General features: G+C 33.0%; 21 protein-coding genes and 1 pseudogene. 4 read left to right on the top strand and 18 right to left on the bottom strand.

What is annotated here, in order from left to right; all coding sequences use genetic code 11:
• Positions 1–5 precede the first annotated feature (5 nt).
• The 10 genes from sufB to WDZ98_RS00120 form a co-directional block, all read right to left on the bottom strand.
• Positions 6–1,406, bottom strand: a complete 1,401-nt coding sequence (gene sufB, locus WDZ98_RS00165) for a Fe-S cluster assembly protein SufB (protein WP_368058804.1) — start codon at positions 1,404–1,406, stop codon at positions 6–8.
• A 131-nt stretch (positions 1,407–1,537) separates the two neighbouring features.
• Positions 1,538–3,643, bottom strand: coding sequence for a peptidase (locus WDZ98_RS00160; RefSeq protein ID WP_368058806.1), 2,106 nt, complete (start codon positions 3,641–3,643; stop codon positions 1,538–1,540).
• A 90-nt stretch (positions 3,644–3,733) separates the two neighbouring features.
• On the bottom strand, positions 3,734–4,531 hold the full coding sequence (locus tag WDZ98_RS00155) for a uroporphyrinogen-III synthase (protein ID WP_368058808.1): 798 nt from the start codon (positions 4,529–4,531) through the stop codon (positions 3,734–3,736).
• Positions 4,531–5,271: a uroporphyrinogen-III C-methyltransferase gene (gene cobA / locus WDZ98_RS00150; RefSeq protein ID WP_368058810.1), complete on the bottom strand. Its 741-nt coding sequence runs from the start codon at positions 5,269–5,271 to the stop codon at positions 4,531–4,533. The genes WDZ98_RS00155 and cobA overlap by 1 nt, the downstream gene beginning before the upstream one ends.
• The gene (gene hemC, locus WDZ98_RS00145) at positions 5,268–6,203 is read right to left on the bottom strand and encodes a hydroxymethylbilane synthase (protein ID WP_368058812.1); all 936 of its coding nucleotides are present in this window, start codon (positions 6,201–6,203) and stop codon (positions 5,268–5,270) included. The genes cobA and hemC overlap by 4 nt, the downstream gene beginning before the upstream one ends.
• Positions 6,200–7,477 carry a glutamate-1-semialdehyde 2,1-aminomutase gene (hemL, locus tag WDZ98_RS00140; protein ID WP_368058814.1) on the bottom strand — a complete coding sequence of 426 codons (1,278 nt, stop codon included), beginning with the start codon at positions 7,475–7,477 and terminating at the stop codon, positions 6,200–6,202. The genes hemC and hemL overlap by 4 nt, the downstream gene beginning before the upstream one ends.
• 130 nt (positions 7,478–7,607) lie before the next feature.
• Positions 7,608–7,766 (bottom strand): hypothetical protein, encoded by a 159-nt coding sequence (locus WDZ98_RS00135; RefSeq protein ID WP_368058816.1) that lies wholly within the window; start codon positions 7,764–7,766, stop codon positions 7,608–7,610.
• Positions 7,767–8,150: 384 nt separating this feature from the next.
• On the bottom strand, positions 8,151–8,567 hold the full coding sequence (locus tag WDZ98_RS00130; protein ID WP_368058818.1) for a hypothetical protein: 417 nt from the start codon (positions 8,565–8,567) through the stop codon (positions 8,151–8,153).
• Between the two features lie 79 nt (positions 8,568–8,646).
• Complete coding sequence (locus tag WDZ98_RS00125; protein WP_368058820.1) at positions 8,647–9,327, bottom strand: MIP/aquaporin family protein; 681 nt, start codon at positions 9,325–9,327, stop codon at positions 8,647–8,649.
• A 5-nt stretch (positions 9,328–9,332) separates the two neighbouring features.
• Positions 9,333–9,734: an arsenate reductase ArsC gene (locus tag WDZ98_RS00120; RefSeq protein ID WP_368058822.1), complete on the bottom strand. Its 402-nt coding sequence runs from the start codon at positions 9,732–9,734 to the stop codon at positions 9,333–9,335.
• Positions 9,735–9,778: 44 nt separating this feature from the next.
• Here WDZ98_RS00120 and WDZ98_RS00115 point away from each other — a divergent pair, with 44 nt between their 5' ends.
• Positions 9,779–10,078 (top strand): ArsR/SmtB family transcription factor, encoded by a 300-nt coding sequence (locus WDZ98_RS00115; RefSeq protein WP_368058824.1) that lies wholly within the window; start codon positions 9,779–9,781, stop codon positions 10,076–10,078.
• A 133-nt stretch (positions 10,079–10,211) separates the two neighbouring features.
• Here the strand turns inward: WDZ98_RS00115 and WDZ98_RS00110 are convergent, their stop codons facing one another.
• The 5 genes from WDZ98_RS00110 to WDZ98_RS00090 form a co-directional block, all read right to left on the bottom strand.
• Positions 10,212–11,792: a hypothetical protein gene (locus WDZ98_RS00110; RefSeq protein ID WP_368058826.1), complete on the bottom strand. Its 1,581-nt coding sequence runs from the start codon at positions 11,790–11,792 to the stop codon at positions 10,212–10,214.
• An 87-nt stretch (positions 11,793–11,879) separates the two neighbouring features.
• Positions 11,880–13,448 (bottom strand): 6-bladed beta-propeller, encoded by a 1,569-nt coding sequence (locus tag WDZ98_RS00105; RefSeq protein ID WP_368058828.1) that lies wholly within the window; start codon positions 13,446–13,448, stop codon positions 11,880–11,882.
• A 70-nt stretch (positions 13,449–13,518) separates the two neighbouring features.
• On the bottom strand, positions 13,519–14,304 hold the full coding sequence (locus WDZ98_RS00100) for an ABC transporter permease (RefSeq protein WP_368058830.1): 786 nt from the start codon (positions 14,302–14,304) through the stop codon (positions 13,519–13,521).
• Positions 14,301–15,299, bottom strand: a complete 999-nt coding sequence (locus tag WDZ98_RS00095; RefSeq protein WP_368058870.1) for an ATP-binding cassette domain-containing protein — start codon at positions 15,297–15,299, stop codon at positions 14,301–14,303. Before WDZ98_RS00095 ends, WDZ98_RS00100 begins: the two co-directional genes overlap by 4 nt.
• Before the next feature lie 221 nt (positions 15,300–15,520).
• Complete coding sequence (locus WDZ98_RS00090) at positions 15,521–16,027, bottom strand: hypothetical protein (RefSeq protein WP_368058832.1); 507 nt, start codon at positions 16,025–16,027, stop codon at positions 15,521–15,523.
• Positions 16,028–16,062: 35 nt separating this feature from the next.
• Here WDZ98_RS00090 and WDZ98_RS00085 point away from each other — a divergent pair, with 35 nt between their 5' ends.
• Positions 16,063–16,380, top strand: a complete 318-nt coding sequence (locus WDZ98_RS00085; protein ID WP_368058834.1) for a hypothetical protein — start codon at positions 16,063–16,065, stop codon at positions 16,378–16,380.
• A gap of 193 nt (positions 16,381–16,573) precedes the next feature.
• Positions 16,574–18,775: a beta-propeller domain-containing protein gene (locus tag WDZ98_RS00080; RefSeq protein WP_368058836.1), complete on the top strand. Its 2,202-nt coding sequence runs from the start codon at positions 16,574–16,576 to the stop codon at positions 18,773–18,775.
• Positions 18,776–18,784: 9 nt separating this feature from the next.
• On the opposite strand, the gene WDZ98_RS00075 is transcribed toward WDZ98_RS00080, so the two are convergent.
• Positions 18,785–19,429 carry a hypothetical protein gene (locus WDZ98_RS00075; RefSeq protein WP_368058838.1) on the bottom strand — a complete coding sequence of 215 codons (645 nt, stop codon included), beginning with the start codon at positions 19,427–19,429 and terminating at the stop codon, positions 18,785–18,787.
• Positions 19,430–19,511: 82 nt separating this feature from the next.
• Between WDZ98_RS00075 and WDZ98_RS00070 the strand changes: the two genes are divergently transcribed.
• The gene (locus tag WDZ98_RS00070) at positions 19,512–19,988 is read left to right on the top strand and encodes a hypothetical protein (RefSeq protein ID WP_368058840.1); all 477 of its coding nucleotides are present in this window, start codon (positions 19,512–19,514) and stop codon (positions 19,986–19,988) included.
• A gap of 13 nt (positions 19,989–20,001) precedes the next feature.
• On the opposite strand, the gene WDZ98_RS00065 is transcribed toward WDZ98_RS00070, so the two are convergent.
• Positions 20,002–20,361 (bottom strand): tetratricopeptide repeat protein, encoded by a 360-nt coding sequence (locus WDZ98_RS00065; RefSeq protein WP_368058842.1) that lies wholly within the window; start codon positions 20,359–20,361, stop codon positions 20,002–20,004.
• 60 nt (positions 20,362–20,421) lie between these two features.
• Positions 20,422–20,692, bottom strand: a pseudogene (locus WDZ98_RS00060) (peptidase); the annotation flags it as partial.

The following is a 20,692-nucleotide window of genomic DNA, read 5'->3' as shown; positions in this document are numbered from 1 at the left end:
AGTGGTTATCCCACTGAATCGTCCATCTCTAGTTTGATGAGTCTGTTTAGTTCAACAGCATATTCCATTGGTAATTCTTTTGTAAATGGCTCCATGAACCCATTAACAATTAATGACAGTGCTTCTTCTTCACTAAATCCTCTACTCATAAGATAGAAAATCTGCTCATCACCAATTTTTCCAACAGTTGCTTCGTGGGTAATTGTTGCATCTTCTTGATTGATTTCCATGTATGGGTAAGTATCAGTTTTTGAGGTATCATCTAAAAGTAATGCATCACATCTTACAGTAGATTTTACACCAGTTGCACCTTTTGCAACATTTAACATTCCTCTGTAAGTTGAACGTCCATCTAGTCTGCTTACTGATTTTGATGTAACTTTAGAGGTGGTATTAGGTGCAAGATGAACCATTTTTGCGCCAGTGTCTTGATGTTGTCCTTTACCAGCAAAAGCAATAGATAGTGTTTCACCATGTGCTCTCTCACCCATAAGATAAACACCAGGGTATTTCATAGTTAGTTTGCTACCAATGTTTCCATCAATCCATTCAACAGTTGCACCTTCATATGCATAAGCACGTTTAGTTACAAGATTGTAAACATCGTTACTCCAATTTTGGATTGTCGTGTATCTTAATTTTGCATCTTTTAATGCAACTAGTTCAACGACTGCGGAGTGAAGCGATTCTGAAGAATAAACAGGAGCAGTGCATCCTTCAATGTAATGTACTTCTGCCCCTTCATCTACAATGATCAATGTTCTTTCAAACTGACCAATATTTTCTGCATTAATTCTAAAGTATGCTTGAAGAGGCATGTCAACTTTGACACCAGGTGGAACATAGATAAACGAGCCACCACTCCAAACTGCACTATTCAAAGCTGCAAATTTGTTATCCTCTGGAGGAATAATTTTACCAAAATATTTTTTGAATAATTCTGGATGTTCTTTTAGCGCTGCATCAGTATCTAAAAATAAAACACCTTGTTTTGCTAAATCTTCTCTAAGACTATGATACACAACTTCAGATTCATATTGGGCACCAACTCCTGCTAAGAATTTCTTTTCAGCTTCTGGAATACCAAGTTTGTCAAAAGTATTTTTAACATTTTCTGGAACATCATCCCAGTTCTTTTCTACTTTATCAGAGGCTTTTGCATAATAGTAAATATTTTGGAAATCAATAACACTAAGATCTCCACCCCAATTTGGCATTGGTTTTTGCATAAAAATTTCATAAGAACGTAATCTAAAATCAAGCATCCATTGTGGCTCATCTTTCATTTTGCTAATACTGATTACAGTTTCCTTAGACAGACCTTTCTTGCTAAGATGGACATACATTTCTGTAGAATCTTTAAAATCATATTTTGAATAATCCATGTCTAGATTTTCAGTAGTCATGTCAAACATAACCCCGTTATATTATAAATACATGAGGAAAAATAGGCAGAGCTAAATAGCTTGAGCTAAACCTCACAATTTAACTAAACAGGTATGAATGAAAAATTACTTGTGTTAACTGAATTTTGAAATTACTGTTTTGCTGAAGCTGATGATGTTGGAGGAGAGTTTACTGGATCTACAGTAATAGTTACAGAATCAATACTTTCTCTTTCATTGTCATCATAAACTCGTAGTTCAAATGACAAAACTTTGATTTCGTTGTTGGCAACAATTGGACTTGTAAATGATGTTGTTACACTAGTTGAAGAAGATAATGATACTTTTTCTCCAGAAATTTGTGTCCATTTATAGTAAAGATTTTGATTTTCATTATCAAAACTCATGCTTCCGTCAAGAGGTACTTCGACATTTTCATTTACTATCATATCAGGTCCAGCATTCGATACAATATCTAAACTCAATGTATTTGTAATTAGAATATTCATACTATCTGAAGAAAAGTTAGTTCCATCAGTAACAGTACAGGTCATAGTAACTGTAGAATCATGAACTACGCTTGGAATTGTTACGGAAGTGTTAGGATTACTACTTTGTTCAATTTCCACATTAGATGAGGTACTCCAAGAATAACTTAATGAGTCACCATCAGGGTCACTTGCAGTACATTTCAAGTTAGACATTGTGTTTTCATCAACACTCATGTCAGCACCGGCATTAACACGTGGGGCGGAATTATCAGGAGTGACAAACACTACAACTTGATCAGAATTTCTTAATCCTTGAGGGTCGGTTGCAGTAAGTTCAAAAGCTAAACGTTTAGAACTTGAGGCACCTACTTCAGGAGCAGTAAAAGACAAGTTTAGATTTGATTTGTCAAAATTAATAGCACTTCCAAAAATTTGTTTCCATTCAGTTTTAAGAGAATCGCCATCTACGTCAATTGCAGATCCGACAATTGTAACTGTATCTCCTCCTTTCACTCTCTTATCAGGACCAGCAAATACACTTGGTGGAGAATTAACAGATGTGATTGTCACTGCAGCTTGATCAGTATCAGAATTACCATGATTATCAGTTACTGTAAATTCAAACACTAGTGGTTCAGCAGCACGAATAGATGGGGAGAAAAAGTAAACAGACGAAGGAGAGCGTTCATAAAGTTCTATGGATAGTCCAGACTTTTGATTCCAAGCATATCTTAAGTTATCACCATCAGGATCAGTTCCAGTACCCTCTAGTTTTACAAGAACATTTGTAGCAACATGTTGATCATTCCCAGCATCAGCAACAGGAGAACTGTTGGATGGTAATACTTTAACTAATGCAATATCATTTGCCCAGCCACTTCCAGAAGCATAACCTGTCACTTGAAATGACATTAATTCTTCATAGTCGCCTACTTCAGGAGCAGTAAATGTTACTTGATCTCCACTAAATGAACTAAGTTTAACAGAAACTCCAATAAATTGAACCCAAGTATAGCTGATTGGATTATTGTTTAATGCTTTACCAGTAACGCTCAAAACAACAGTATCACCTTCATGTACTGTTTGTATAGGACCAGCTTCAATTGAGAATAAATTATTTCTGAGTTGGTTTGTGTATTTGTAAACATTTACAGTGTCACTTGCAACTCCACCAAATCCATCATCAACAGTAAGTTGGAATGTTATTGGTTCTAATTGCGAATAATCAAGTGCAACTGGTTGAAATGTTAAGTGTTTTTGTGTAGTTGATCTTAATTCAACAGGTTCTCCAGACAATTGTTCCCATTTGTAAGTCAATTTGTCATCATCGGCATCTGAAACTGTAGGAATGATGCTCATGACATGGATGGATTGGATAGCAGGTAAATCACGCCCTGCATCAACATTTGGAACATGATTTACAGAATTTACAATAACCTCAACAATATCAGAACTGGTTGAACCTTGTGGATCAGTTACAAGAAACTCAAATGTTAAAACTTTAATTTCACCATTTTTAACATCAGGAGCCATAAATGTAGGCTCTTCAACGACATTTGATGATAAAACTACAGAGTCACCTTGAATTTGAGTCCAAAGATATGTAAGATTTTCAGTGTCGTCATCATATCCTTCTCCGAGCAAAGTTACAAGTTTATTTTCAACTACATTGACAGATTCGATTTCAGCAAAAGAGCTAGAAATACTTCCAATTAGAAAAACACTCAATACAAGTGGAAGTAACAAGTAATTATTCACAGATCTCATTCCAAAATAGGATATATTAAACATTTGGACTTAGTACTACGATCGTATACGCGTAAGATGAAAAGCACACATCAGGTAGCTCGCATTAAATCATCTAGACAATACTTTTTTCAGAGTATCAAAAGAACCAAGTACTGTGTGTACCTGAGACACAATATTTTTTATATTAAATTTTTTGAGCTCATCAGCAGTGAAAGGACCAATTGCAACAACAGGTATTTTTTCCAGATTTTCTAGCAGTTGTTTTTCTTCATAGTCTTTTGACATTATCTCAAAAAAGCCTCTAACTGAAGATGCACTAGTAAATACTATCCCATCAACATTATTTTGTGAGAATAGTTCTCTAAATTCATTCCATTGTGTTGTATCTCTAAATGCACAAACATCATAAAGATGAATCTCAAACACATCAATTCCAATTTTATTTAAAAGTTCTTTAAGAAACGGAGTAGATGCGCCACTACGAGGGACAATTACTTTTTTTCCAACTGCGTTAATTGATGTAAATTTTTCACCTACTCCTACTGATGAAAAAGTTGCAGGTTGGTAATTGACTTTAATTCCTTCTTCTTCAAGTGCAATAGTAGTTTTTGGACCAACTGACATGACCATAGTATTTGCTACAGCCAACTGTAATTTTTCAAACTTTCCAACACGTTTTGCAGTATCAAATAACAGTTTAACTGCCTTTGAACTCATGAACACTGAATAATCAGGATCATATTTTTTTACAGATTCTAAAAACTCATCAACTATTTTTTCACCTTTACTTACAAGTTCTATTGTAGGCAAAGTGAGTGGAATTGCATTATTTTTTTGGGCTAATTGAATAAATTCGGTTGCATCATCTTTTGATCTAGTAATAGCAATAGTTTTTCCATCAAGCATTATTTCCACCCAATATTTTCTGATAAATCAACTACTTTACCAATAATGATATTAGTTGGAGGGATAATTTTATTATCTTTAATTTTTTTTGCAATATTTGTGACTGTTCCTTTGATCATTTTTTGTTTTGGAGTAGTTCCATTTTGAATTACAGCCACAGGAGTATTTTTATCCATTCCGCCAGAGATAAGTTGTTTACAAATAATATCAATTCGTGACAGTCCCATCATAATTACAATTGTATCAACAGACTTTGCAAGGTTTTTCCATTTGACAATTTCATTTTTCTTTTCTGGATCTTCATGACCGGTAACAAAAACAACAGATGAGGCATATTTTCTATGAGTTAAAGGAATTCCAGCATATGTTGCAGAGCCAATTCCAGAAGTTATTCCAGGAACAATTTCATACTTTATTTTATGTTCTTTAAGAAATTCTGCCTCCTCACCACCACGGCCAAAAATGATTGGGTCGCCTCCCTTTAATCTGACTATATTTTTTTTTAATTTGGCATATTTTACCATTAAATCATTTGTTGTGTTTTGGTGTGTCGTATCATCACCAACAGCACGACCAACATAGATTTTTTCTGCAGACTCTGGAATCATAGAGAGAATTTTCTTGCTTACTAGTCTGTCATATAGAACAACATCTGCTTTTTCTAGCAATTCAACTGCACGTAATGTGATTAATTTATGATCTCCTGGTCCTGCACCAACAAGATACACCTTTCCTGTCATGTCTTATTCCATTCCTCTACTTTTTCTCTCCAATTTAATGCAAGATCATTTACGCCTTTTGCTTGTAATTCTTCTCCAACACTTTTCCCAAGTAATTTAGGATTATTTTTCTTCCCAGTTTTGCTTACATGTAATGATTGTTTACCATCAACAGAAAATGCAAATACAGTTAATTTCATATCAGAACCATTTGATTTTGCATATGCCCCAAGAGGAAATCTACACCCAGAATCCACATAGTCAGATAACGCACGTTCTGCTTCAATTTCCAATCTAGAATCGGCATCTTCAATTTTTTTCAGCATTGAAATTGTTTGAGTATCATCTGCACGGGCAACAATTGCAATTGCACCTTGTCCAGGAGAAGGAGAAAAATCATCTATCGATAAAGTAGAATAAGGCACATCAACATTTAATCGCATAATACCTGCTTGTGCAAGAACTATTGCATCAAAATCTTCACCAGATGTTTTTTTTATTCTAGTTTCAATGTTGCCTCTAATTGGTTTTACTTTAACATCAGATCTTTTTCTTGAAACTTGAACAGCACGACGAAGAGAGCTTGTTCCAATTACAGCGCCTGCTCGAATATTCTCCAGTGAAGAACCGTCTGAAGAGATAAAAACATCATTTACCACTTCACGTTTAGGAATAGATGCAATGATTAAACTGTCATCTAGTTCTGAAGGAACGTCCTTTAGACTATGCACTGCAAAATCTATTTCTTTTTGTGCCACAGCCTTATCAATTTCTTTTTCAAATATTCCTTTTTGATTAATTGTAAATAGCGGTCTAGCATCAGTGTCACCCTTTGTAGTAATTGGTTTTATCTCATATTCACAATCATGATTAACTTTTTTTAATTCCGATATCACCCAATTTGTTTGAGCAATGGATAATTGACTTCCCCTAGCACCTACAATATATTTCAATTTTTCACCGATTTGAATGCCGCATCATATGCATCAAGGGTTTTGTTTAGATCATTTTCAGTATGAGCATCAGATAGAAAAACTACTTCAAATTGCGAAGGAGCTATGAATATGCCTTTTTTTAACAAAGTTCTAAACATTTTTTGGAATTTTCTAGAATCAGCTTTTTTAGATGTTTCATAATTAATTACAGGCTTGTTTGTAAAGAAAATTTGAAACATTGAAGATGTAAAGTTGATTTGATGGGGAATATTCATGTCAGTGGCCATATCATCTAATGCAGTGGTAAACAGTAGATTAAATCTTTCAAGTTTAGAGTAAATCTTGTTTTTTAGTTTGTTAATTGTCTTAATTGAGCTAATCGCAGCACTTACTGAAATTGGATTTCCTGCAAAAGTACTTGCCTGATACACTTTACCTCCAGGAGACAATAGATCCATTATCTCTTTTCTGCCACCTACTGCAGAAATTGTAAACCCATTACTGAGTGCTTTTGCTATTGTTGTGATATCAGGTTTTATTCCAAAATATTCTTGGGCTCCGCCAGGTGCAACTCTAAAACCAGTAACGACTTCGTCAAAAATCAACGGAATATTGTTTTCTTTAGTGATTTTCCGTAAATCAGATAAAAAATTCTTTTCTGGTAAAATTAAACCCATGTTAGCTAAGATTGGTTCTACTATCACTCCAGCAACATCTTTATTTTTTCTAATTATATTTTGTAAATCTTCAATATTGTTATACTCTGCAACCAATGTATTTTTTGAGACTTCATCTAATCCACCATCAGAAACAGAGATACCATTATGTGCAGATCCGGATCCTGCTTTTACCAAAACAGAATCATGTGCACCATGATAACATCCTTCGAATTTTATGATTTTTTTCTTTTTTGTAAATCCACGTGCCAACCTAATTGCAGTCATGGTGGCTTCACCACCAGTATTCATCAATCGGACTTTGTCAGCAGATGGGAAGTTGTGAATGATTAATTTTGAGAGCTCAATTTCTGATTCAGTTGGAGTACAATATAACGTACCTTTGGAAAGTTGATTTACTACAGATTGAATAATTTCTTTTCGTCTGTGTCCTAAGAGTAAAGCACCATATCCATTACAAAAGTCAATGTAACGATTGTTATCTACATCCCAAATGTATGCTCCATCTGCTTTTTTTGTAAAGAAAGGATATGGATCAAAATACCTAACAGGGCTGTTAACACCTGATGGGATTATTTTTTTAGCATTATTAAATAATTTTTTGGATTCAGACATCAGTATAGGGTAATTCTAGCCATTATTATTCGTAAAAGATAGATTTTGAAGAATGTCTAGGCATAAAAATAGAGATCTTGAACTTCACCAATGTCTTCTTATTCACACTAACATACAGTCATACAAGAATTCAATTTTTCAGCATAGTAATCTTCCTTTCGTTACATTTTAGATGAACCGTGTGAGTAGATTCTCGTACAATTTGTTTAATGATCTCTGCTACTTCTTTGGATAATAGAATTTTTGAAAATGAGGGATTATCTTGCTCAGAGAAGTAAGTAGCAGCCATCAGACATATTAAAACAAAGTCAGATAAAACAAATTAGTAACAAGTTTCAATAATCACAGATTGTTTTGTAGTCTATATAGAAAATATCAATCAGACACATTACAAATATCATCACATGAAGGACAAAAAACTATATCAGATGTAAATTTCCCGCGTCGAAGGACTTCGGTATTATTATTGCCACATTTTTTACATTTGATTTTCTCCATAAAAATATAATATCAAAAAGATCTAAAAATGCAATCTAAATGAATTACTAAGATTATGTAGGAATACAAATCATTGGAGTTTAGAAAAAATAGATTAGGAGGTAAATTCTATGATGCAGTTATACAAATTGATAAACGGAATATATTGTAACATAGTTAGATCTCAACATAATTATCAAATTTGCTTATAAATCAGATTTTTAGATCGCCATTCAAATTCACGTATAATAAACAATATTTTTTTAGAGAGATATCTAGGAATTACATCTAAATCACAAATAACAAAAATAACTCCTTCAGAATAAGGGAACAAGAATTCAAACACAGTTTCACGTTCAATAGTTATACAATTTAGAGGACCAACTAATTCATCATAATCCATGCCAAGAGAAGTTTGTAATGTTCTTTGCATGCATAGCATTTCAATTTCAGATTTATTCATTTGCGAGAGAATTCTATCACGAGCAAATTGAGATTCAATAGCTCGACCGTTTTTGTTTAACGATAAAACAGAGTAAATATTTTCTTGGGTTAACAGAATTTCCTTACACAGGCGTGAGATTGCTAGATTTTGATCAAGATTTAAGGACATATACACATTAGAACAATGGAAAACTAAAGATCAGTGATATTAGATTAGATAGAATCCAGAGAACTATGTAGTACCAATTTTATGATTCTAGATTCCTTTGTATCTGGAATTTCTTTCTAAACACAAAGGCCGCAATCATGGTACCAATATATGGTGCAGTCCAATAAAGCCAAAGGTCTTCAAAAGTACCAGATAGTAATGCTGGAGCCAATGCTCGGGCGGGATTCATAGAAGCTCCAGAAATAAAGGCTAAAAATAAAATATCTAATCCCACTATTCCTCCAATGGCAACACCGCTAAATCCTTTCAAACCTTTTGTATATACAACATAAAAAATTACTCCCATCAACATTGCAGAAGTTAAAACCTCAACAGGAAAAATTAAAAATATTGAAAAGTCATAATTAGGCGCATTAGTTCCGAGATTTGCTTTGTCACCAACAAATGTCAAAACAAACAACGACCCTAACAGAGCACCGATAATTTCTGCTGCAAAATAGTATACGATTTGGATTTTTGAAATATGTCCTGTAATGTAATAACCAATAGTCACTGCAGGATTAAAATGAGCTAATGATATTTTTCCAAAAGAGTAAACCCCAATTAGTAATGCAATGAATGGTGCAAGAGCAGCAAATGGAATTCCCAACTGTCCATCAAAAAATTCGGCATCATAAACAATTGAGCCAGTTGCAAAAATCACTAGAATAAAAGTTCCAACTAACTCTACAGTAAAAATTTGCAAATTAGAATAAGTCATTCAATTTATACCTCAAGGGATTCAACAAGATTCAAAACTTTAGATTTTATTTTATCACGAATTATTCTTACTTCTTCAATTGGTTTTTCTTTTGGATCAGGTATATTCCAATCAAGAACATCTTTTACAAATAAAGCAGGACAAGATTCTTTATCCATACATCCCATGTTAACTGTCTTATAGGAATTTGCAATCATTGATGCAGGTAATAGTTTTGGTAGTTGATGAGTCATGTCAATTCCAACTTCTTTCATAACTTGAATTACGATTGGATTAAGTTCGATTGATGGCATAGTACCTGCACTTGAAACAGTAAAGTATTTTGATGTAAATTTTCTGAAAAATGCCTCTGCCATTTGACTCCTTCCAACATTTTCCACGCACACAAAAATGATGTTTTCAGGCATGATTACACATACATAAATAGTAATTTATATAAATTTAGATTGATATGAATGGAGTTAGCCTACTAAAATGCATGTGTGATGAAACACGTTTTGAAATACTAGAGCTTTTACAAAAGAATAAAGAATTATGTGTTAATGATTTTGTTGAAAAACTAAAAAAAGATCAGCCACTAGTATCACACCATCTAAAAACATTGAAAAAATGCGGGATTGTAAAATCTAGAGACGAAGGTAAAAAAGCAATGTATGCAATATCGAACAACCAGTTATCAGAATTAATAGCAAACATAACAAAAACTAGTAAAAAAATTCCAGTTTTATGTTCAGATGATAAATGTTGTTAAAAACTTTGGTTCTTACAATACCCACATCACGGACATAAAGAACTACAGCAAAAATTTTCTGATGTGTTCGGACGGATATTTTATAGAATATAACTTAAAAAAAATAAAGAAAAATAAAAAAAATAGATTTGTTCTACTTGAATCCAGGACCCCAAGAATCTGTAGATCTTAGATCTTTGGTACTTAGTGTGTTAGCAGAGGATGTGGTTTTAAACATTGCATCATATACAGGATTGTTTGGTGTGTAACCCCTGCATTCAAATTGGAAAGTATTCTCTAAGGCAAACGTACCTTTAACATAACTTTCTTCTTTGTTCATCGCAGAACCAACATCATAATTTAGTACACGACAATCAGAGTAATTGAACCCTCTAATACTTTCTTCACCATACAATAATTCTACATCTACATCAAATTCTTCAACATATCTTGATCCTGAAACTTTTTGGATTGATAGATTTTCATCTACCCGTTCATAAAGCATTGGATAATCACCTACAATTCCTTGCAAAGTAAATGTAGGATAGGATTTTCCTAGAACTTTACTTTGATCAAATATTGGAAAATAGATGGTTTCGATACCATCACCATAAGTAAATGTTGCTTGAGCATGTGTACCTGTTCCAACATTGTATGAATGAATTGGTAAAACATTGTACATCATTGAATGTCTTGAAGTATTTCGTTCATCATATACAGAATTATTTGTAGTCATTCCAGCACATGAAAAACCAACTTGCTCAACTAGTGCAAAGCCACTTTTTCCGGTGAATCCCTCTTCTTTGTCAGATTGTGTGACTATATTCATAGAAGATACACGGCAGTCAACGTACTCAAGATCACGTAGAGTTTTTTCAGAATTTACAAATTCAACATGCACATCAAAATCAGAATTGTATGATGTATGACCGGCTGAAATCTTTCTAGCATTGTCAATTTCTTGTCCTAAGAGCGGGAAATAGCCAAGTGTTCGTTCCACAGTAAAACTTGGACCGGCACTGCTAGTTTCAGCAAATCCAGTATCTATTTCAAATCCATGAAATTCAATTCTTTCAGAACCAGTATCAAAATTAAATGTTGCAATGGTTCTAACGTCTTCTGCAAATTTGTGATCTAATGGTACTGTAGCATAATCAGTGAAATTGTTTTGATATTTTGTGATGTTTGAAGTTTTAGTAGTAGATACAAAACCTCCACATGTGAATTCAATTTCATCAATTACAGCAAATCCAGATTTGGATGACATGTAACTTTCATAATCTCCTGCATTCAATGTATAGGTTTTATAGTCATCAATTTGACAATTTTGATATTTCATTGAGTTGATTAAAGTATTATCTCTTAGAAAAGATACATCAACATCAAAATATCGAAAATTAAATTCGAAGCTATTGTTTGTTTTTCCAAGCATGATTCTATATTTGTAAGATTCATCCATAGCTTGATGTAATAACGGTGCATCTCCTACAATCCCTTCTACTTTGAAAGTTGTTCCACGGTTTGAAACAAAATCAGTAGTCATGGAATAAACTGGAAATTCATGAACTTCGACACCGTCTCTAAAAGTAAATGTCATCACAGATTTTACATTTTCAACCATGTTGTATCCTGTCTTTTCTTCTTCAGCAAATGCTTCAAAGTTGGACAGCAGAGTTATGGAAAGCATTGCAATTAGACCAATTGTTGTTGTCAATAGAATGTTTTTTGTTGTCATTGAGTTGAAGTCCAATGTTCAATACTATAAACAAAAACATTGTTTTCTATATTTAGGATATAGAAATATAGTGTGATTGGATAAGACCTAGTTTTCACAGTTTAATAGTAAATCTTTTTCAGAATCAAGATAACATCGATCAGAATCCAATCCACCGTCCATTACGTCAGATCCAGAATTAGCATAAATAACATCAACACCTGACTGTCCTTTTAGAATATCATGCCCAGAATTACCCTTTATTGTGTCATCTCCATCTTCACCTAAAATAACATCATCTCCAGTACCACCAAAAATGCAATCATTACCCAGTCCACCAGAAATGAGATCATTTCCTGCAAGTCCAAATATCAAATCATTTCCATCAGTTCCTGTGATTATGTCATCATTAGGAGTTCCTTTGATCATGTTATAATCAGAGTAAGGTTGTCCACAAGTATTGATTGTAATAGTTTGATAATCACTTGCAGAATACCCTACAGGATCAAATGCAATCCAAATAATTGTGGTTACACCAGGAGAAAAGGCATCAGGAGCATTGTTAAGCATTGCTTTAATTCCACTATCATCAGTAGCGATTGCATTTCCAAAATCAACATCAGTTAGAAAATCATCTGCCTCAACTATTAATGAAATAGGTGCAGTGATTACAGGTTTAGTTTTATCATATGAAAAATCTTCAACTATTTCTATAGTTGAAATATGATCAACAATTACAGGTTTTGTATAAAATGTAGTTTTATATGATTTTACATTATGCTTTGCAGAGTCTACAATTAGTAATTCTCCATTAATTCCAATTGCGATATCAGTGATGATTTTAAATGAATCAGGATAGGGTCCTGCTTGATCAAAAATATTTAGATTTAGATTTGCGTCTTGAGATAAATGTAAAATTCTATTATTTGCAGCATTTACGATAAACATGTCACCAGAAGGATCAATAGTTATTGCTTCAGGAGTAAAAATATAGTTTGAAGAATGAAATTGGAATGCCTCTAGATGGTTACCAGTTGCATCAAATTTTTCTATCTTGCCATTTCCCTTGTCAGTGACATATACATTTCCGTCACCGTCAATGTCGATTCCAGCAACATTTAGAAATTGTCCTTCACTTAATCCACTAGAACCAAAAGAGGAGATAAAATCACCATCTGTTGAGAATTTTTGAATTCTTTGATTTCCAGTATCTACAACATATACAGTTCCGTTATTTACAGCAATTCCGTTTGGAAAGTAAAATTGCCCTTCATATGTTCCTTTTACACCCCATTGTAGAATAAATTCACCATCTGTTGAGAATTTTTGAATTCTATTAAGATCACGATCTGCTACAAAAACAGAATCATCAGATACTGCAATTCCTGATGGATAATGAAATTCGCCAGGTAATTTCCCGCTTTTACCCCACTCAGAAATATACTGACCCGTACTTGAAAATTTTTGAACACGTTTGTTACCTAAATCACTAACATAGACACTACCATCATCACCTACAGCAATGAACTGAGGATGAGAGAAATGACCTGCACCTTTAATTCCAAATGAGCCCCATTCAGAAATATAATCATAATCTCCAAGACCAAAAGAGGTTTGAGCAAAAGAGTTAGCTAATAATATCACAGAAGACACCAAAATTATAAACGATATTTTCACAAGTAATTATAATAAAATTCGAGAAATATGACAAGAGTTAGCTAATGTTGTAATTATTGTCAATTTTATGTCAAAATGGTTTGTTGACTTCACGTGTAAACACATAACTTGCAAGTCCAACCATAGCAAGCACAAACACAAAGAGGATGCCAAGGCTCAAAAGTATTGGTATCCCACCCTCAGAGACACCAGTCATTAATTCTCTAACTAATAGTACTGTGTATGTTACTGGATTTAGTTTTGCAATAATTGCAAGCCAATCAGGCAACAACTCTAACGGAAACAAAGCAGGACTTAACATGAATAATGGCATGCCAAGGAAATTAATGATGCCCCAAAATGTTTCTTGAGACTTTGCAGTAGCTGCCACCGTTACAGAAATTCCAGAGAAGCCCAAGGAAAATAAAATAACAATTGCCATAATAGGTGCAATCATGATAGGATTTGGGAATGAAACACCGATAGCTAACGCAATTCCCAGAATCAAACTAGCTTGTAATGCAGCAATTAAAGAGATTGCAGACATTTTTCCAAGTGCAATTGCAGAACGAGAAATAGGAGAAGACAGTGCTTTATTCATAAAGCCATATCGTCTATCCCATAACGTATTGACACCTCCAAAAATGCTTGTAAAAATTGCAGTCAGAATAATTACACCAGGTGCCATAAATTCAATATATTCACCTTCAAATCCAACAGATTGAATCAATGGTTGTGTACCGGAAAAAGTATTTCCAATAACAATGATCCAAATTGCAGGTTGAATTAACCTGATTAAAACACCACTGCGTGATTTTTTGTATCTTTTTAATTCTCTCCAGAAAATAGTATACGTATCATACATCAAAGTGTTCATGCACGTAACCTCTTCATTTTTGCGTGTTCGCGTTTTCTATTAAATCCAGAATCGTCATCTCTAATTTCATGTCCAGTATACGAAATAAATACATCATCAAGTGTAGGTTGTGTCAAAGATATTGATTGTATTTTGATTCCAAGTTCAGAAGAGATTTGAAAGATTTTTGGAATTACTTCAGTTCCATTAGATGCAAAAAGAGTCAATTTAGAACCATCTTGATTAATCTTTTTTACAAATTCAATTTTTTTAATCTCAGACATAAAAGAATCATGGTTTTCCTCATTATCAAGAACTATTGAAATGACCTCATTTCCCATAGCATTTTTCATATTTTCAGGAGAATCAATTATCTGGATTTGTCCATGATCAATAATTCCAACTCTATCACATAGTTGATCTGCCTCTTCCATGTAATGAGTGGAGACAAAAATAGTCATCTCAAATTCAGTATGTATTTTTTTAATATATTCCCAAATTTTTCTTCTAGTTTGAATATCCAATCCAACTGTAGGCTCATCTAAAAACAATACTTTTGGACGATGCAATAGGCCACCTGCAATATCTAATCGTTTTCGCATACCACCAGAATACGTAACAACAGCTTGATCTTGTTTATCCACAAGTTCAATTAATTCTAAAACTTCATCAATTCTTTTGTTAATTTCATTTTTTGGAATATGATTAAGTTTTGCTTGAAGTAAAAGATTTTCGCGTCCAGTTAGATACTCATCTACTGTGGATTCTTGTTGGACATAACCAATATTTTTTCTAACTTGTTTAGGATTAATAGTAACATCAAACCCTGAAATCAAAGCATGCCCAGAGGTTGGTTTTAATAAACTAGTCAAGATCATCATAGTTGTACTTTTTCCAGCACCATTAGGCCCCAAAAATCCAAAAATCTCACCTTGTTGAACTGAAAATGAAATATCATTTATCGCAACTACGTCACCAAATGATTTTGTAAGAGACTTTGTTTCTATAGAATACAATACATTGATCGCAGTTGACAATTATAAATTGCTTAGTCTAATAGAACGTCATAAAAAATTTAAAGAGTGAAGAAAGAAAGTGACAACATGAAAGGATTATGTCAAAAATGCCACTCGTCAAACATAGAGATCACCATTAAAGAAGGAATCCCAGTGTGTACAGTGTGTTCTAAAAAAGTAGGTTAATTAAAAAATATTTTAAGAGAGAAAATTAAAAGAAATCATTCAAGTTTCTTGAATTCTTCTTTAGTCATTCGCAGAATGACTTTTTCTCCTATTCCCCAAATTTCGGATTTGGAGAGGATCTTAGAATGTACTAAACCATCACTAACTTCTATGGATTCTAATTCATTAGTATCTGAATTTTTGTGTAATCGCTTTACCTTACCTATTTTATGACGGTCAATATCAGTGACTGGAATCCCAATTCTTACAGGAGGTCGACTTAGAAGTAATGTTTCTGCAGAAAATTTGTCAATATAATCTTCAGCCAAGAAATAGTCTCTACGAAATCCCTGATGGATTGTAACGCCGCATACAGTAAGTGTATCTTGATTAATGTGAATATGCTTGACTTTTCCATATTCGATTCCCTCTCTATCTATGACTTTTTTTCCAACGAATGTGTCTGCAGTAGCCATGTTAGTAGGCATTCCTTCAAGTTTTATGGACATGTTATCAGATTTACAGATTTGCTTATCATACCAAATATCAGAAAATTCTATCAATGGGGTTAAATTACTTGACAGGAAAAAAACTACGCATGAAGATAAAAGAAGCACTGTTCAGACCAATACTCATTACTAAAGGTAGAAAGACAGGCAAGGAACATTCAGTTATGCTCAGAGCAGTGAATTATAATGGAAAAATCTATTTTTCAAGACACAGACCAGATGGAGACTGGTTCAAAAATGCAGTGATAAATTCAAAAGTAAAAATAAAATACAATAATGAGACATTTACAGGAATAGCTGAATTAGTTAGAGACGAAGAATTAGATAAAAAAATTTCAGTATTAAAATACCCAGGTGAGGAAAGAGCAAATGAAAAAAGAGTCACCATACAAGTTACGCTAGATTAAGTCATTATGGTTTTTTAAAATTTTCAGTCAAATTATCGTCACTATTAAAAGACATCAGAGTTGTGGGCATAGTTATAAGATATGTAAACTGTTTGGTAAAATTTGAATTTCACTAAACCTTTTATCTTAAACTACAAAATGATAGCAATCACTAAATGGATGTTTCAAGAATATCTAAAAACAAGGAGAAAAAATGAATTCAAAAATAACAATCCCAATAGCAGTCATCATTTCGATAATAGTTACAGCAGGAATAATGATTACTTTAGATTTTGAACAACCATCACAAACAACTCAAGTAACGCCACCCGAAACAGTGTATATAGATAAATCAATATCAAAATATTTTGAAGGAACTAACAACATTAAAAAAATTTCATCACAAGAAGAACTAAAGAACATTCTTGAAACATCATCAATGTTTGATGGAAATTTCTATGATAACAGACTGATACGAAGTATGGCAGGCGAAGGATTTACTGGAGCAACCCCACCAATGGCAATGGATGATGGGGCAGTATTTCAAGAATCGGCTACAGTGTCAAAAGCAGAAACTGGAAGTTCAGACTATTCTACAACAAATGTTCAAGTTGAAAACGTAGATGAACCAGACTATCTCAAAAATGATTCAAAGTATGTATACATTGTATCACATAACACACTTTCAATAATTGATGCATATCCAGCAGAATCTGCAAAAATAATTTTAAAAATTGCGCTGGATATAGAATCACAATACATTGAGAATATGTTCTTAAATGAAGATAGATTAGTGATTTTTTATAATGGACAAAGTAACGATGAAATCATTCCACAGTATGACTTTGCTCCAGTACGTTCGTACGAATCAGTAACTCATGCATTGATTGTGGACGTGGCAAATAAAGAAAACCCAATAATACTCAAAGATTATTCTATTGATGGATACTTTACAGATGCACGAATGATTGGAGATTACGTGTACTTTGTTACAAATAGTAATGTAAACTATCAGTACCCCAGACTACCAATAATCATGGAAGATTCAGTCAGAATTATGACACCTGATGCATTTTACTTTGATAATGCAGAACAATTTTCAAATTTTAACACATTAACTGCAATCGATATTTTTGGAGATAAAATAAATTCTGAAACATTTCTAATGGGTTATTCAGGAGCACTCTACGTATCTGAAAATAATTTTTATTTAACATATCAGCAGAGCATGCCATTTGGGTTTTATGAGCAATCATCACGAGACAGATTTTTTGATGTGATAGTTCCACTATTGCCAGATCACATTCAAGAACAAATCAAGATAATTCAAAAAGATTCATCTATTAATTCGTCAACACAGTGGATGAAAATTTCAGAATTAATGCAAAAATCATACAATGAAATGAACAAAGATGACAAAGAGAAATTATTTGAAAAAATCAAAGAGGCATTAAACGAATATGACGTAAAAATCCAAGAAGAATCAGCAAAGACCATAATTCACAAAATTTCAATTGATAATGACAAGATAGAATATGTTGCAAAAGGTTCAGTTCCAGGCAGATTACTAAACCAATTCTCGATGGATGAGAATAAAGACAGATTCAGAGTTGCAACAACAACAGAATATTACACACAATATCAAGGAATGGTTCGTACAAATTCAGTTTATGTTTTAGATGAGCAATTAAACATAGTTGGAAGTCTGGATAAAATTGCACCAAATGAAAGTATTTTTTCAGCAAGATTCATGGAAGACAGGTTATACTTGGTAACATTCCAACAAATTGATCCATTCTTTGTGATTGACTTGTCTACAGATACTCCAAAAATTCTAGGAGAGTTAAAGATTCCAGGATTTTCAAACTATTTGCACCCATATGATGAAAAACATGTTATAGGAATAGGTAGAGACACAAAGGAAATTGAAGAAGGCAGAGTTCAACAACTTGGAATCAAAATTGCCTTATTCAATGTGGCAGATGTGAATAATCCTAAAGTAACAGATGACATAGTGGTTGGAGATAGTTCAACACAATCAGAAGCATTGTACAATCACAAAGCATTCTTTTTTGACAAAACAAGGGGAATTTTATCAATTCCAATTAATGGAGATTCCCAAAAACTAGACGAGATTGCAAGTGCTAAAAAAATTGCGCCAGATTATAATCGCTGGAGTGGATTTTATGTATTTGGATTAGATAAAACAAATGGAGTCAGTCTCAAAGGGACAATCACTCATTCAGATGGGGATTCACGTTACTATGGAATGTCAAATGCAAGAACATTCTACATAGATGATGTTTTGTATACTGCATCAGAAGAATATCTTAAAATGAATTCCTTTAATAATTTAGAAGAAGTTAATTCAATAAAGCTGGAAAATACAGGCAAGTTTATTGAATACCTCAAATAAAACAACAAATCATACTAAATGTATAATGGTTGAAACTCCTCGTCGATCATATTCAACGCCATTTTCAATTTCACTGAGTGTCACAGTAAAAGATACAACATCACGAGGTTTAGCGTTTTCAGTATGAAGTTTTAGATGAATATCCATCATTTCAAATTCTTGTGTGGGTAAATTATCTTCATCTAAATATGCACCACATGTAGATTCTATTCTAAATCTATCATCTTTAAAATGAAATCCAAGATTTATTTTTCGTCCTTCCCTTCCATTACCCTTTACATTCACATCAATAATTCCAGGATTTGTTTCAGTATAGCCAGATTTGTGATTTACAAAGACACCAATTTCAAGAGGTTTTCCTGCAGTAGCCTCTGCCATTTTTTGTATTCCATCATTCATAACAACATCAATTGCTTTGATAGATTGTGCAACTTTTGCTATCCACTCATTTGTTCGTGTAATGGTAGCATGAATACCTGCACGTCTTCGTTTATCTTCATCCTCAGGCAATTTGTAATAATCAACCCATGCCTCATAATCATGAGAAATATCTTCAATAAAATCAATGCATGTTCGCCTGTAATCATCCACATTATCCGTTCGAAGTGAAGCATCATCTGTTCTCATTCCATCATAATCCATAGGCATTGCCATATTCTGAACAAATCAAAGTTCTAAAAAAACTAATCTTGAGCGAAATTAATGGTTATAATAGGAATTTCTCAAAGAATACATATTGATATTTTCAGAATTGATCAATGATCTTCAAATTCAACTAAAAAAAGATTTGGCACAAATAAGATTTCTTTTAAAGAAGAGTCCTGGAATTGGATATGCCAGAATTGTAGAAATTGGAAAAGAAGTTGGAAAAAAATACAATATTAAACTAATTGTGAATTTTCCAAAAGAAGGCAGAATTGAAGAATTTGAGATGTATGGCAAGAGAGATTTGAGTTTAATTGTGGATTATGACAGGAAAAGATTTCCAATAGATAGAGAAATAATCAAACAAAAAGCATTAGAAATTTTAGGAGACGTCAAAACAGAGGATGCATACATGTATGAAAACAAAGAAGGCGTTAGAATATTTACAGACGATTGGAAAATAGATATTTTACCACATTCAGTTCACATTTGGACAGAATTTGATGACAAAATAACAGCATTTTGTAATTGGTTAATGGAAAATGCGTATCAGATGAAAAAGATATAATGAATTCTAAAAGTCAAGTATTTTCTAATTCTTCAAGTAGTTTTTGAGCTTCAGAATTTTTGGGCTGTAGTTTGACTATACGTCTACAACAATCAATTGCTTTGTCTTTTTGTTGTAAAGCCAAATGAACATTAGTTTTCAGAGTCAAAGTTTCAACATCATTATTGTTTAATTGGAATGCTTTTTCAAAATAAGGCAATGCTTTTTGCACATCATCAACAATAAAGAAAATACTTCCCATGATAAACATAAAGTCAGAATCATTGTGATATTCAGATTCCAAACTCTTTCCAAATGCTACAGCCTTGTCATATTCTCCATCTTTTAATAATTTTTTAAGACGTCGTTTTGGATGCTTGAAAAGACCTACCATTTTTCTTCAAATGGATATCAAATGACAATAATTTGAATGTAGAACATGAAAACTATATCATTAGTTATACCATGCATCAGGCTCAGAACCTTTTGAGCTTGAAGAAGATTGCGGAACTTTCATAATTCCTTCTTTAATCAAGAATTGAATTCCTTGAACAAATGAGTTATCATCAATGGAACCATCTGCCCACCAACCGGCATTATTTTTTACCCAAGATGGAATAGTACTACCAGTATTAGATCCTTGAGAAGTTGGAGGGATTTTCATAATTTTTTCTTTAATCAAGAATTGAATTCCTTGAACAAATGAGTTATCATCAATGGAACCA

The sequence above is a fragment of the Candidatus Nitrosopumilus sp. genome, assembly GCF_040878665.1.
GTDB lineage: Archaea > Thermoproteota > Nitrososphaeria > Nitrososphaerales > Nitrosopumilaceae > Nitrosopumilus.
Note: the sequence above shows the minus strand (reverse complement) of the source record. Positions and strands in the feature narration are given on the sequence as shown.